Source organism: Pseudomonas sp. S8 (genome assembly GCF_050473925.1).
Lineage (GTDB): Bacteria > Pseudomonadota > Gammaproteobacteria > Pseudomonadales > Pseudomonadaceae > Aquipseudomonas > Aquipseudomonas parakoreensis.
In genome coordinates this window covers 2891964-2905392 of sequence record NZ_JBFDVZ010000016.1, presented here as the reverse complement: position 1 = coordinate 2905392, position 13429 = coordinate 2891964, and the positions used below count along the sequence as shown (strand labels likewise).

The following is a 13429-nucleotide window of genomic DNA, read 5'->3' as shown; positions in this document are numbered from 1 at the left end:
CCTCTGGGCCGACCATGTTCTTGGGGTTCTGGGTGTAGATCCGTTTCTGCGGGTGTTGCTTATTACGGTTCCGCCCTTACGGCGGGTCACCTTTTCCAAACGCCGAAAAGGTAACCCAAAAGGCTTTACGGTATGACTCACCCACATAGGTAACAAACCAGCTCAAGCACATAGGTAACAGTTTTTAACTGGCACGGGTCGATTCCGAGGATCTGACCATGCCGTGGCAAGAGCTGAAACCTATGGACCTGAAAGTGATGTTCATTGCTGACTACCTGTCTGGTCGTCTCAATTTCAGTCAACTCTGTGCAGCTCACAGCATCAGTCGCAAGACTGGATACAAGTGGGTGGCCCGCTACAACGCGGACAGCATTAATGGTTTGGCTGAGTGCAGTCGCAAGCGGCACTCTCAAGCTCAGGCTGTACCGTTTGCGGTCAAAGAGGCCATTCTTGAGTTACGCCAACAGGGGCAAACCATACCGGGCCCGAAAAAGATTCAGACAGCCCTGAGTCGACGATTTCCAGATCAGCCACCGCCGTCCAAAACCACGATCTATAACGTGCTTAAAAAGGCGGGGCTCGTCGAGCCTCGGCGCTTGCGCCAACGTGTCGCCCTCTATCCCAAGCCACTTCAGAAAGCCGAGCTTCCCAATCAGCTCTGGAGTGCCGATTACAAAGGCCAGTACCTGACAGGAGATGGTGTCTGGTGTTACCCCTTGACGGTGATGGATCACGCCAGTCGCTTTCTATTGGCTTGTGAAAGCATGCCGAGCACGACGTTCAAAGATGCCAAAGCTACCTTTGAGCGGCTATTCAAGATGTACGGAATGCCCGAGCGGATTCGTACTGACAACGGTGTCCCATTTGCCAGCGGTGGGTGTGCTGGGCTGTCGCAGTTGTCGATCTGGTGGGCTCACCTGGGCATCATTCATGAGAGGATTGAGCCTGGGCGACCTGAGCAAAACGGACGCCATGAACGCATGCACCGCACGCTTAAAAGCACGCTGCCAAGACCGCCGGAAATTGAATGGGGAGCCCAGCAGAAGCATTTTGATCTGTTCATGCAGCACTATAATCATGAGCGCCTTCATGAGGCTTTGGGGCAGAAAACGCCGGGCTCTTGCTACACAAGCTCGTCACGGGCCTTTCCGGGAAAACTACCGGAGATGAAATATCCAAGCCATGTTGAGACGTACCGAACGGACTCAAACGGGGTGGTGAACAAGGGACGACTCAGAATCTATGTCGGCTATGTCCTGAAGCATCAGATGGTCGGATTGGCGGGAATCAGCGAGGGTGTTTGGGACATCATCTTTGGACCTGTTCTACTGGGCCGTGTTGATGAACGAGACGCTAAGGATGGTTATCTGACGCTCAAGACAATCAAAAATTAGTGATCGGGTGTTACCTATGTGCCTGAACTCTTCTGTTACCTATGTGGTTGATCCCTTCATTACCCTGACGTTCGGCCCTCGCTTAGGCTCGGGTTCCTTCGCTGCGGGATTCATCCGGGGGCAGCGCCTACGGTTTGCTTCGCTGCACCTCCTCTCGCTGTGTTTGGCTGCGCCAAACGGTCGCTGCGCTCCCACCCCCGGATCAATCCCTCCACTCAGCCTGCCGACGGGCCCTCAGATCAAAAGCTTTACTCGAGCTAACGCTCATCGTGTTGAGTGGGGGGGGCTTCGCTGCATGGGGTGTGCACGAATAAAATTGTGGGAGCGAGCCTGCTCGCGAAGGCGGCCTGACAGCCGACCAATCTCTGACTGAAAACACCCAATCTCACTGTGGGAGCTGGCTTGCCAGCGAAGGCGGCCTGACAGCCGACCAATTTCTAACTGAAAACACCCAATCCCATGTAGGAACTGCCGAAGGCTGTGATCTTTTGATCTGGCTTTGGCTTTGGCTTTGGCTTTGGCTTTGGCTCTTGATGTGGCTTTTGATCTTCAGCCCCTTCGGCAGGCCGAGCGTAGGTGTCCATCAGGGGGTTAGGCGCGCAGCGCCGTGCGGCGAAGCCGCATACATCGAGAGGAGGTGCAGCGAAGCAAACCGTAGGCGATGCCCCCGGATGGACACCGTAGCGAGGGAACACTGAGCCTAAGCGAAGTGCCGCACGCCGTAAGGGCGGAACCGTAATCAGCAACACCCGCAGCAACGGATATGCTCACAAATCCAAACCCAAAAAAAAGGCGCGATCCTTACGAATCACGCCTTTCTCATGTGCAGCGGTCTATCAGCTACCCAACGCTTTGGACGCCAACCAGAACAACCCGGCCGACAGCGCCACCGTCGCCGGCAAGGTCAGAACCCACGCCAGCAGGATAGTGCGAACAGTCCCACCCTGCAGGCCGCTCTTGTTGGCGACCATGGTGCCCGCCACGCCCGAGGACAGCACGTGAGTGGTCGATACCGGCAGACTGAAGATGTTGGCCATACCGATCAAACTGGCGGTAGTGATCTGCGCCGACATGCCTTGAGAGTAGGTCATGCCTTGCTTGCCGATCTTCTCGCCGATGGTCAGTACCACGCGTTTCCAGCCAACCATGGTGCCCAGGCCCAAGGCCAGCGCGACCGCCAGAATCACCCAGAACGGGGCGTATTCGGTGGTGGTGGTCAGGTCTTTGCGCAGTTTGTCCAGGTCAGCCTTTTCACGCGCTTCCAGGCCTGGCAGCTTGCCGACTTTCTTCGCAGTGTCGTCCAGGCACAGCAGGTAGCGGCGCACTTCGATGCGGCTTTCCGAGGACAGCGAATGGTAGTCCGCTACACCCTTGAGCGTATCGAGCAGGGCGTTGATGGTCGGTTCGGTCTGCTGCGGGTTGCAGCGGAATTTCTCCGGCAGGTCGCCTTCAACACTTTTGCCCAGGGCCAGGAACTCGCCCAGGGAATCAGCATTGCGCTTGTAGAACTGGCTCAGGTGCAGGGTCGCATCACGGGTGCGTTCGATCTGGTAAGTGGTGCTGCTCAGGTCGAGGACGAACTGCGCAGGCACGATACCGATCAATACCAGCATGATCAGGCCGATGCCTTTCTGACCATCGTTGGAACCGTGCACGAAGCTCACGGCCATGGCCGAGATCACCAGGACCAGGCGGTTCCAGAACGGCGGATGTTTCTTGTCGTCGATCTTGCGGCGCTGTTCCGGGGTCTTGTGCATCTTCGACAGCGGGCGCCACCACTTCAGGCCGATCAGGATCAGCGCGGCGATCAGGAAGCCGGCCATTGGCGAGAACACCAGCGAGGCGCCGATGTCGATCGCTTTCTGCCAGTTCACACCGTCGGCCAGCGGGATGTTGTTGATCAGGGCGTTGGCCAGGCCAACGCCAAGGATCGAACCGATCAGGGTGTGGGAACTGGAGGCCGGGATACCGAAGTACCAGGTGCCCAGGTTCCAGGTGATCGCCGCGGCGAGCAACGAGAACACCATTGCCAGGCCATGGCCGGTGTTCACATTGATCAGCAATTCTACCGGCAGCAGGTGAACAATGGCATACGCCACGCCAACGCCGCCCAGCAACACGCCGAGGAAGTTGAACACACCGGAGAAGAACACCGCCAGGTGAGGCGGCATGGCTTTGGTGTAGATAACAGTGGCTACCGCGTTAGCGGTGTCATGAAATCCATTGATGAACTCGAAGGCGAGGACAAACGTCAGGGCGAGCAAGAGGCTCACAAGCACCCAAGCATCCAGTCCGCTGAATAAATCGATCATGAAGGTTTTCTGACCCGGTCATAAGGGGGCGCGATTATGCCAGAAAAGACTGGAAATCGATCCCCTACCTGCTCATCGGTAGCAATCAATGTCGAATTAAATTGTTGCAAGGTGCAAAGCCCGAGCGTGTTGCAGGGTTTTTCAAGTGTTTGATTCTATTGAAAAAACCTTCAGGCAGCAGGCGTTTCGTCGAGTGCGCGAGGGCCTCAAACGCTTGTGTGAAATATCTCTGAAACGAGTCAGACACGCTCCTTTCCCGCGCAACACGGGGGAGGTGGCCGCTGCCCGCGGGTAGCGGGCGCGCAAGGCATTGTCGGGTCACCGCGCTTGTAGCCGGTGGCGACGCAGACCCTCGAAAAACTCACAATCGCCGGTTCATGGCTCTTCGGTTTTGAGTTCTTCTTCCATCTTTTTCAGTTCTTGCTGGAAAACCTGATCCTGAACAGTGGGGCGTTTACGCCATGCTTTGCGTTCCGGTTCCGGTTGAGCGGCGTAGGTGGTGACTTCCCCGCCGTAAACTTCCTTGTAACGTTGTTCCTGGCGCTCAAGTTCCGCGCGCAGTTCGTCTTTCGTCACAGTGCTACCTGTTTGAGTTGAGATGAATGTCTGGTGAAACGCACGGCAACGAGTCGATTGAGCGCGTCCACCGAAAGGTCATGCCCGTAAAGGCATTGGAGTTATCGGCAGGGCGGTCAAGACTTCCATGTTGCAGGCGGCTGCGACACCAGATTAAAACTGACGCAGCATCAGTTGCCTGTTCAGCGGGCGCTGTCGTTGCATGAGTCATGCGCGTCAGCGCTGGCCGGAGCTGTCGGCGATTGGCATCGCTTCGGCAGGTGGCGGCTTCGGTGAATAAAACCGGCCCCACTGAGAGGCATTATAGCGGTCGATTCGGGATTGACTATCTTTGCCAAATTAAAAACGGTTCCGGATGTGTGATTGTTTTTGTGACTGACAATTTTTATCGCTAGTTGAAATCCGCTGAAACCTTTATGCGCTCAGCGTTGTGTTTCTGACGCCATTAAGACGAACAACTAACGCACGATGGAAAGTTGGATTAACCCGCTCCATGGTCGATCAGGCAAACCATGAAGAGCCTGTGCCGCGGATTGCGATAATCGGTCGACGGTTCGATAATCGCCCAATCCTGGCGTCCCGGTCCTTGTGCATTTGCCGGCGAGCCGCTTGTATAGCCATTGATCCGCGCCGCAAAAAAGGACAAGAAATGAACGATCAAATGCGCAACTCCTTCACCTCCGTGGCGCCGCCGATCGTCGCGTCGCCAGCCAAGCGTATCCAGGCGCTGACCGGCGATCCGGATTTCATGACCTCGCTGGCCCGTGGCCTGGCAGTGGTGCAGGCGTTTCAGGAGCGCAAGCGGCACCTGACCATCGCCCAGATCAGCCATCGCACGGAAATTCCCCGCGCCGCCGTGCGCCGTTGTCTGCACACCTTGATCAAACTGGGTTACGCCACCACCGATGGCCGCACGTACTCGTTGTTGCCCAAAGTGTTGACCCTCGGCCACGCATATCTGTCGTCGACGCCGCTGGCGGTCTCGGCCCAGCCGTACCTCGACCGCATGAGCGAGCAACTGCACGAAGCCTGCAACATGGCCACGCTCGAAGGTGACGACATTCTGTACATCGCCCGTTCGGCAACCACACAACGGCTGATCTCGGTGGATCTGTCGGTGGGCGGGCGTCTGCCGGCCTATTGCACCTCGATGGGCCGTATCCTGCTGGCGGCGCTGGACGACACTTCGTTGCGCGAATACCTCGACCATGCCGAACTGGTGGCCAAGACCAGCCGCACCCTGCATACCCCGGAAAGTCTGCTCGCATGCCTGCAGGAAGTGCGGCAACAGGGCTGGTGCATCGTCGATCAGGAGCTGGAGCAGGGCCTGCGCTCGATTGCGGTGCCGGTCTACGACGCGTCGGGCCAAGTGGTGGCGGCGCTCAACGTCAGTACCCACGCCGGCCGCGTCAGCCGCACCGAGCTGGAACAACGCTTCCTGCCGGGCCTGCTCAGCGCCAGCCGCGACCTCAGCGCACAACTGTTCGCCTGATGAAGCTGTTCGATAAACGCACAGTGTTGCGTTTATCGAATTGACGCTAAAACCCTCGGATCATTAATGTCGCGGCAGCGTCATCCGGCGCCGATATGAATGAGCCTGCCGGATTGTCGACTCCCATAATAATGACAAGAGGCAACTCACCATGCGCATGCTCCCCGACTGTCTCAGCTCCGTTCCCTGTTGCCGGATTCACCGCAACGCCTGATCCCGACCTTCTATTCTTGTGACCGTGCCGCTCTCTGGCCGGCCGCCGTTCGACTGCGTTTTTTGCGTGGAATAAAAATAATGAACCAGCCTCAGTCCGCTGTAGGTAACTGCCTCGACGTGCAGACCTTCATCAATGCCCAACCGATCTCGCGCTATCAGTGGCGGGTGGTGATCCTGTGTTTCCTGATTGTGTTTCTCGATGGCCTCGACACAGCGGCGATGGGCTTTATTGCCCCTGCGCTGTCTCAGGATTGGGGCATCGACCGCGCCAGCCTCGGCCCGGTGATGAGTGCCGCGTTGATCGGCATGGTCTTTGGCGCTCTGGGTTCGGGCCCTCTGGCGGACCGTTTCGGGCGCAAAGTGGTACTGGTCGGCGCGGTGCTGCTGTTCGGCGCTTTCAGCCTGGCCTCGGCCTACAGCACCAACGTCGAGCAATTGCTGGTGCTACGTTTTCTGACCGGTCTCGGCCTGGGCGCCGGCATGCCCAACGCCACCACGCTGCTCTCGGAATACACCCCGGAGCGCAAAAAGTCATTGCTGGTGACCAGCATGTTCTGCGGCTTCAACCTCGGCATGGCCGGCGGCGGTTTCATCTCCGCCAAATTGATCCCGGCGTTCGGCTGGCACAGCCTGCTGCTGATCGGCGGGATCCTGCCGCTGATCCTCGCGGTGGTGCTGCTGTTCTGGCTGCCTGAGTCGGCGCGTTATCTGGTGGTGCGCAATCGCGGCACCGACAAAGTGCGCAAGACCCTGTCGCCAATCGATCCGGTCGCCGTGGCGCAAGCCTCGAGTTTCAGCGTTCCGGAGCAAAAAACCGTCAAGGCGCGCAACGTCTTCGCGGTGATTTTCTCCGGCACTTACAGTGTCGGCACTTTGTTGCTGTGGCTGACCTACTTCATGGGCCTGGTCATCGTCTATCTGCTGACCAGTTGGCTGCCGACCCTGATGCGTGACAGCGGCGCGAGCATGGAGCAGGCGGCGTTTATCGGCGCGTTGTTCCAGTTCGGCGGGGTGTTGAGCGCGGTCGCTGTCGGCTGGGCGATGGATCGCTTCAATCCGCACAAGGTCATCGGCACGTTCTACCTGCTGGCCGGGGTGTTTGCCTACGCGGTGGGGCAGAGCCTGGGCAATATCACATTGCTGGCGACCCTGGTGCTGGTGGCGGGGATGTGCGTCAACGGTGCGCAATCGGCGATGCCTTCGCTGGCGGCGCGGTTTTATCCGACGCAAGGGCGGGCGACCGGGGTGTCGTGGATGCTCGGGATTGGCCGGTTCGGCGCGATTCTCGGGGCGTGGATGGGCGCGACGTTGCTGGGGTTGGGCTGGAACTTCGAACAGGTGCTGACGGCGTTGGTGATTCCGGCGGCGTTGGCGACCACGGCGGTGGTGATCAAAGGTGTGGTCAGTCATGCGGATGCGACCTGATATTTCGATGTAAAGCGAAAAGATCGCAGCCTTCGGCAGCTCCTACATGTGAACGCGTAACCCTGTAGGAGCTGCCGCAGGCTGCGATCTTTTGGCGGTCAACACGGAACGATAGGGTGATAACAATCCGTTCGATAAACGAACACTCAGTCGATTATCGGATTGTTTGGCGATTTTCAGCGGCTTAATCTGCAGTGACTCCGGCGCTGAACCTCGCGCCTTTTTCTCACTGGCGATTCACTACAAAAAACGGGAGCCCGCTCCATGGCTGAGATCCTTTCGCTGCACGACGCGGTGAAGCAATTCGTCAACGACGGCGACACCGTCGCGCTCGAAGGCTTCACTCACCTGATCCCTACGGCGGCGGGTCATGAAATCATTCGTCAGGGCAAGAAAGATCTGACCCTGGTGCGGATGACGCCTGACCTGATCTACGACCAACTGATCGGTGCCGGTTGTGCACGCAAGCTGATCTTTTCCTGGGGCGGCAACCCCGGTGTGGGTTCGCTGCACCGCCTGCGCGATGCGGTCGAGAAGCAATGGCCGCATGCCCTGGAAATCGAAGAGCACAGCCACGCCGATCTGGCCAACGCCTACGTTGCCGGCGCTTCCGGCCTGCCGTTCGCCGTGCTGCGGGCCTACGCCGGTTCCGACCTGCCGAAGGTCAATCCGCTGATCAAATCCGTGACCTGCCCGTTCACCGGTGAAGTGCTGGCCGCGGTGCCGTCGGTGCGTCCGGACGTGACCGTGATCCACGCGCAGAAAGCCGACCGCCAAGGCAACGTGCTGTTGTGGGGCATTCTCGGGGTGCAGAAAGAAGCCGCGCTGGCAGCCAAGCGCTGCATCGTCACGGTTGAAGAAATCGTCGACAACCTCAACGCGCCGATGAACGCCTGCGTGCTGCCAACCTGGGCCTTGAGCGCGGTCTGCCATGTACCCGGCGGCGCGCATCCGTCCTACGCCCATGGTTACACCGAACGCGACAATCGTTTCTATCAGGCGTGGGATCCGATCGCCCGCGACCGTGAGACGTTTACCGCGTGGATCAACGAATACATCCATGGCTGCGCTGACTTCAGCGCGTTCCAGGCCAAGTTGGCCGCTGCTTCGGAGGCCAAGTAATGACTTACACCACCAATGAAATGATGACCGTCGCGGCGGCCCGTCGCCTGAAGAACGGTTCGGTGTGCTTCGTCGGCATCGGCCTGCCGTCGAAAGCCGCCAACCTCGCGCGCCTGACGTCGTCGCCGGACGTGGTGCTGATCTATGAATCCGGCCCGATTGGCGCCAAGCCAAGCGTGCTGCCGCTGTCGATCGGTGATGGTGAACTGGCGGAGACCGCCGACACCGTCGTGCCGACCGGTGAGATTTTTCGCTACTGGCTGCAGGGCGGGCGCATCGACGTCGGTTTTCTCGGCGCCGCGCAGGTCGACCGTTTCGGCAACATCAACACCACCGTGGTCGGCGACTACCACGCACCGAAAGTACGCCTGCCGGGTGCCGGTGGCGCGCCGGAAATCGCCGGTTCGGCGAAGAGCGTGCTGATCATCCTCAAGCAGTCGGCGCGTTCGTTCGTCGACAAGCTCGACTTCATTACCTCGGTCGGTCACGGCGAGGGCGGCGATTCGCGCAAGCGTCTGGGCCTGCCGGGCGCCGGTCCGGTCGGGATCATCACCGACCTGTGCATCATGGAGCCGGAAGCGGGCACCCACGAATTCGTGGTCACCGCCCTGCATCCGGGCGTGACCCGTGAACAAGTGGTCGCCGCCACCGGTTGGGCCATTCGTTTTGCCGACAACGTGGAAACCACGGCTGCGCCGACCGAGACCGAACTGACCGCGCTGCGCGATCTCGAAGCGCGCACCGCCGCCGCCCACGGCCAGGCACCGGGAGAAGCATGATGCGTGACGTGTATATCTGCGATGCAATCCGTACGCCCATCGGCCGTGTCGGCGGTGGACTGGCCGCCGTCCGTGCCGACGATCTGGCCGCTGTGCCGATCAAGGCGCTGATGGAACGCAATCCGTCGGTGGACTGGAATGCAATCGATGAAGTGTTCCTCGGCTGCGCCAACCAGGCCGGCGAAGACAACCGTAACGTGGCGCGCATGGCGCTGTTGCTGGCCGGTCTGCCGGAGAGCGTGCCGGGCGTGACCCTCAACCGTCTGTGTGCCTCGGGCATGGACGCGATTGGTACTGCGTTCCGCGCCATTGCCAGCGGCGAGATGGAGCTGGCGATTGCCGGTGGCGTCGAGTCGATGTCCCGTGCGCCGTTCGTGATGGGCAAGGCGGACGCAGCGTTCTCGCGCAACATGAAGCTGGAAGACACCACCATCGGCTGGCGTTTCATCAACCCGCTGATGAAAGCCCAGTACGGCGTCGATGCGATGCCGCAGACCGCCGACAACGTCGCCGACGACTATAAGGTGTCGCGCGCCGACCAGGACGCGTTCGCCCTGCGCAGTCAGCAACGCACGGCCGCTGCACAAGCGGCGGGCTACTTCGCCGAGGAAATCGTCGAAGTGCGGATCGCCCACAAGAAGGGCGAAACTGTGGTCAGCCAGGACGAACATCCGCGCGCCGACACCACGCTTGAAGCGTTGGCCAAATTGAAGCCGGTCAACGGCCCGGACAAGACGGTTACCGCTGGCAACGCGTCCGGCGTCAACGACGGTGCTGCTGCGCTGATTCTCGCGTCTGCCGAAGCGGTGAAGAAACACGGCCTGACCGCCCGCGCCAAAGTACTCGGGATGGCCAGCGCCGGCGTTGCGCCGCGCGTCATGGGCATCGGCCCGGTACCGGCGGTGCGCAAACTGATCGAGCGTCTCGGCGTGGCGGTCAGCGATTTCGATGTGATCGAACTCAACGAAGCCTTCGCCAGCCAAGGCCTGGCAGTGCTGCGTGAATTGGGTCTGGCCGACGATGCGCCGCAGGTCAACCCGAACGGTGGCGCGATTGCCTTGGGCCACCCGTTGGGCATGAGCGGGGCGCGACTGGTGCTGACGGCGCTGCATCAGCTGGAAAAGACCGGCGGCCAGAAAGGTCTGGCGACCATGTGCGTCGGCGTCGGGCAGGGTCTGGCCCTGGCTATCGAACGCGTCTGACGCAGCGCGTCGACTGATAAGAACAGAGGAAAGTGAAATGACTGACAAGCCTGGCTACCGTCGTCCGCAGGAAGGCACCCAGCCTGAATACCTGCACCCGACGTATCAATCCACCAACCTGCGCTCGCCGTCCAAGCCGTTGGTGTTTCTGCCGCATTCGTTGTCGGAGATCACCGGCCCGACCATCGGTGCCGAACGCGTCGCCGAGAAAGACAACGACTTGACCGCGCAGCACGACGGCGAGCCGTTGGGCGAGCGCATCATCATTCACGGCCGTGTGCTCGACGAAAACGGCTTGCCGGTGCCGGGGATTCTGGTGGAGATCTGGCAAGCCAACGCCGCTGGCCGCTACAACCACCAGCGTGACCTGCACGACGCGCCGCTGGACCCGAACTTCACCGGCACTGGCCGCACTGTGACCGATGCCGACGGTTGGTATCAGTTCCAGACCATCAAGCCCGGCGCCTATCCGTGGGGCAACCACCACAACGCGTGGCGTCCGGCGCACATCCATTTTTCGCTGTTCGGGCCGAGCATCCTCACCCGTCTGGTGACGCAGATGTACTTCCCCGGCGACCCGCTGCTGGCCTACGACCCGATCTACAACTGCGTGCCGGACACTTCGGCCAAGGAACGTCTGATCGCCGCTTTCGATCTGGAAAAAACCATTCCGTCCTACGCCCTCGGCTATCGCTGGGACATCGTCTTGCGCGGCCGCGACGCCACGCCGATGGAGAAATAAGATGACGCTGACTGCCACCACGTCCCACACCGTCGGGCCGTACTACCACATCGGCCTGACCTGGCTGAATCGCGAAAACCTCGCGGTCGAACAAACCCTCGGCGAGCGCGTGGCGATCACCGGCCAAGTGGTTGACGGCAACGGCGATGTGGTCAACGACGCGATGCTCGAAGTCTGGCAGGCCAACGCCGCAGGCAAGTACGCGCACCCGGAAGACGAGCAGGACAAACCGCTGGATCCGCACTTCGAAGGTTTTGGCCGGGTGCCGGTGGACGCCGAAGGGCGCTTCCGTTTCACCACGATCAAACCGGGCACGGTCGAAGGCCTGAAGGGCACAACCCAGGCGCCGCATCTGGTGGTGCTGGTGTTTGCCCGTGGCTTGGTCAAGCACTTGCTGACGCGCATCTACTTCGAAGGTGAGCCGGCGAACGTCAATGATCCGCTGCTCGAATGTGTGCCGGCCGAGCGACGCGCCACGTTGCTGGCGAAGCCGGATGCGGCGGGTGTGTATCAGTGGAATGTGATTTTGCAGGGCACTGAGGCGGAGACGGTGTTCTTCGATTATTGATCGCACCTCATTCCATTGGAGTGAGTTTGTGGTGAGGGGATTTATCCCCGATGGGCTGCGAGGCAGCCCCAAGACCGGAGTTCACGGTGAAACTGACACACCGCGTCTGCCGGATTTGCGAGTGCTGCGCACTCGATCGGGGATGAATCCCCTCGCCACAAAAGCCCTCTTTCAGAAGAGGGGCTGTGTAATGCCTAGTGGATGTATCTGTGGAACGGGACTGTTGCGAAGTGTGTCTAGACTCTCACCTGTCCCCTCAGAGTAAAAAATAATGACAACTACCACCGCTCATTACACCGGCGAGGAGCGCAGCAAGCGCATCTTTGCGATTGTCGGTGCCTCGTCCGGCAACCTCGTCGAATGGTTCGACTTCTACGTCTACGCCTTCTGCGCGATTTATTTCGCCCCGGCGTTTTTCCCCTCCGACAACCCGACGGTGCAACTGGTCAACACGGCCGGGGTGTTCGCTGCCGGGTTCTTGATGCGCCCGATTGGCGGCTGGATCTTCGGGCGGCTGGCGGACAAGAAGGGCCGCAAGACCTCGATGATGATTTCGGTGCTGATGATGTGCTTCGGCTCGTTGCTCATCGCCTGCCTGCCGACTTACGCCAGCATCGGCGTCTGGGCACCGCTGCTGTTGCTGTTCGCGCGTCTGCTGCAAGGCCTGTCGGTGGGTGGCGAGTACGGCACCACCGCGACCTACATGAGTGAAGTCGCGCTCAAGGGCCAGCGCGGCTTTTTCGCCTCGTTCCAGTACGTGACCCTGATCGGCGGCCAACTGCTGGCGGTGTCGCTGGTGGTGATCCTGCAACAGTTCCTCAGTGAAGATGAACTGCGTGCCTACGGCTGGCGGATTCCGTTTGTGGTGGGTGCGGTGGCGGCGGTGATTTCACTGTTCCTGCGTCGTTCGCTGAAAGAAACCACCAGCAAGGAAATGCGTGAGAACAAAGACGCCGGCAGCATCCGCGCACTGTTCCGTGATCACAAAGCCGCGTTTATCACCGTGCTGGGTTACACCGCCGGTGGCTCGTTGATTTTCTACACCTTCACCACGTACATGCAGAAGTACCTGGTGAACACCGCCGGCATGCACGCCAAGACCGCCAGTTACATCATGACCGGCGCGCTGTTCCTGTATATGTGCATGCAGCCGCTGTTCGGCATGCTTGCCGACAAGATCGGCCGACGTAATTCGATGCTCTGGTTCGGCGCGCTCGGTACGTTGTTCACCGTGCCGATCCTGCTGAGCCTGAAAAGCATCAGCAGCCCGATTCTGGCCTTCGTGCTGATCACCGTGGCGCTGGCGATCGTCAGTTTCTACACCTCGATCAGCGGCCTGGTGAAAGCCGAAATGTTCCCGCCGGAAGTCCGCGCCCTTGGCGTCGGTCTGGCCTATGCAGTGGCCAACGCGATCTTCGGTGGTTCGGCCGAGTACGTGGCCCTGAGCCTGAAGGCCGGGGGCATGGAAAACGCTTTCTACTGGTACGTCACGGTGATGATGGCGGTGGCGTTCCTGTTCAGCCTGCGCCTGCCGAAACAGGCGGCGTACTTGCACCACGATCTGTAAACCGATGTGCGCGGGCCGCATAGGCCCGCGCCGG

12 protein-coding genes are annotated in these 13429 nt (G+C 60.1%); 9 read left to right on the top strand and 3 right to left on the bottom strand.

Annotated features, from left to right (window positions below; all coding sequences use genetic code 11):
- Window positions 1-218 precede the first annotated feature (218 nt).
- A complete protein-coding gene (locus tag AB1J88_RS14255; RefSeq protein ID WP_430290968.1) occupies window positions 219-1394 on the top strand; it encodes an integrase core domain-containing protein in 1176 nt (391 codons plus the stop codon).
- Window positions 1395-2230: 836 nt separating this feature from the next.
- On the opposite strand, the gene AB1J88_RS14250 is transcribed toward AB1J88_RS14255, so the two are convergent.
- The 3 genes from AB1J88_RS14250 to AB1J88_RS14240 all read right to left on the bottom strand — a co-directional run bounded on the left by AB1J88_RS14250 (window position 2231) and on the right by AB1J88_RS14240 (window position 4943).
- Window positions 2231-3706: an inorganic phosphate transporter gene (locus tag AB1J88_RS14250; protein WP_007963152.1), complete on the bottom strand. Its 1476-nt coding sequence runs from the start codon at window positions 3704-3706 to the stop codon at window positions 2231-2233.
- A 375-nt stretch (window positions 3707-4081) separates the two neighbouring features.
- On the bottom strand, window positions 4082-4282 hold the full coding sequence (locus tag AB1J88_RS14245; protein WP_003222398.1) for a hypothetical protein: 201 nt from the start codon (window positions 4280-4282) through the stop codon (window positions 4082-4084).
- 481 nt (window positions 4283-4763) lie between these two features.
- The gene (locus AB1J88_RS14240) at window positions 4764-4943 is read right to left on the bottom strand and encodes a hypothetical protein (RefSeq protein WP_142579987.1); all 180 of its coding nucleotides are present in this window, start codon (window positions 4941-4943) and stop codon (window positions 4764-4766) included.
- On the opposite strand from AB1J88_RS14240, the gene pcaR reads away from it, so the two are divergent.
- The 8 genes from pcaR to AB1J88_RS14200 all read left to right on the top strand — a co-directional run bounded on the left by pcaR (window position 4932) and on the right by AB1J88_RS14200 (window position 13395).
- A complete protein-coding gene (gene pcaR, locus AB1J88_RS14235) occupies window positions 4932-5774 on the top strand; it encodes a pca regulon transcriptional regulator PcaR (RefSeq protein ID WP_041070522.1) in 843 nt (280 codons plus the stop codon). The genes AB1J88_RS14240 and pcaR overlap by 12 nt on opposite strands.
- 294 nt (window positions 5775-6068) lie before the next feature.
- Complete coding sequence (locus AB1J88_RS14230) at window positions 6069-7415, top strand: MFS transporter (protein WP_086792080.1); 1347 nt, start codon at window positions 6069-6071, stop codon at window positions 7413-7415.
- A gap of 264 nt (window positions 7416-7679) precedes the next feature.
- Window positions 7680-8537: a CoA transferase subunit A gene (locus AB1J88_RS14225; protein WP_041070518.1), complete on the top strand. Its 858-nt coding sequence runs from the start codon at window positions 7680-7682 to the stop codon at window positions 8535-8537.
- Window positions 8537-9316, top strand: a complete 780-nt coding sequence (locus tag AB1J88_RS14220; protein WP_095667332.1) for a CoA-transferase subunit beta — start codon at window positions 8537-8539, stop codon at window positions 9314-9316. Before AB1J88_RS14225 ends, AB1J88_RS14220 begins: the two co-directional genes overlap by 1 nt.
- A complete protein-coding gene (pcaF, locus tag AB1J88_RS14215; protein ID WP_430291305.1) occupies window positions 9313-10518 on the top strand; it encodes a 3-oxoadipyl-CoA thiolase in 1206 nt (401 codons plus the stop codon). Before AB1J88_RS14220 ends, pcaF begins: the two co-directional genes overlap by 4 nt.
- 37 nt (window positions 10519-10555) lie before the next feature.
- Window positions 10556-11260, top strand: a complete 705-nt coding sequence (gene pcaH / locus AB1J88_RS14210; RefSeq protein ID WP_025110743.1) for a protocatechuate 3,4-dioxygenase subunit beta — start codon at window positions 10556-10558, stop codon at window positions 11258-11260.
- Between the two features lies 1 nt (window position 11261).
- Complete coding sequence (gene pcaG, locus AB1J88_RS14205) at window positions 11262-11828, top strand: protocatechuate 3,4-dioxygenase subunit alpha (RefSeq protein WP_047292153.1); 567 nt, start codon at window positions 11262-11264, stop codon at window positions 11826-11828.
- A gap of 271 nt (window positions 11829-12099) precedes the next feature.
- Entirely contained in the window at window positions 12100-13395 is a 1296-nt protein-coding gene (locus AB1J88_RS14200) for an MFS family transporter (RefSeq protein ID WP_041070509.1), read from the top strand.
- The last annotated feature ends 34 nt before the right edge of the window (window positions 13396-13429 follow it).

Excerpts from the sequence above, each read along its gene's own strand:
- pcaH (WP_025110743.1), top strand. The coding sequence starts at position 10,556 with ATGACTGACAAGCCTGGCTACCGTCGTCCGCAGGAAGGCACCCAGCCT.
- pcaF (WP_430291305.1), top strand. The coding sequence starts at position 9,313 with ATGATGCGTGACGTGTATATCTGCGATGCAATCCGTACGCCCATCGGC.
- pcaR (WP_041070522.1), top strand. The coding sequence starts at position 4,932 with ATGAACGATCAAATGCGCAACTCCTTCACCTCCGTGGCGCCGCCGATC.
- AB1J88_RS14220 (WP_095667332.1), top strand. The coding sequence starts at position 8,537 with ATGACTTACACCACCAATGAAATGATGACCGTCGCGGCGGCCCGTCGC.
- AB1J88_RS14225 (WP_041070518.1), top strand. The coding sequence starts at position 7,680 with ATGGCTGAGATCCTTTCGCTGCACGACGCGGTGAAGCAATTCGTCAAC.
- AB1J88_RS14255 (WP_430290968.1), top strand. The coding sequence starts at position 219 with ATGCCGTGGCAAGAGCTGAAACCTATGGACCTGAAAGTGATGTTCATT.
- AB1J88_RS14200 (WP_041070509.1), top strand. The coding sequence starts at position 12,100 with ATGACAACTACCACCGCTCATTACACCGGCGAGGAGCGCAGCAAGCGC.
- AB1J88_RS14250 (WP_007963152.1), bottom strand. The coding sequence starts at position 3,706 with ATGATCGATTTATTCAGCGGACTGGATGCTTGGGTGCTTGTGAGCCTC.
- pcaG (WP_047292153.1), top strand. The coding sequence starts at position 11,262 with ATGACGCTGACTGCCACCACGTCCCACACCGTCGGGCCGTACTACCAC.
- AB1J88_RS14230 (WP_086792080.1), top strand. The coding sequence starts at position 6,069 with ATGAACCAGCCTCAGTCCGCTGTAGGTAACTGCCTCGACGTGCAGACC.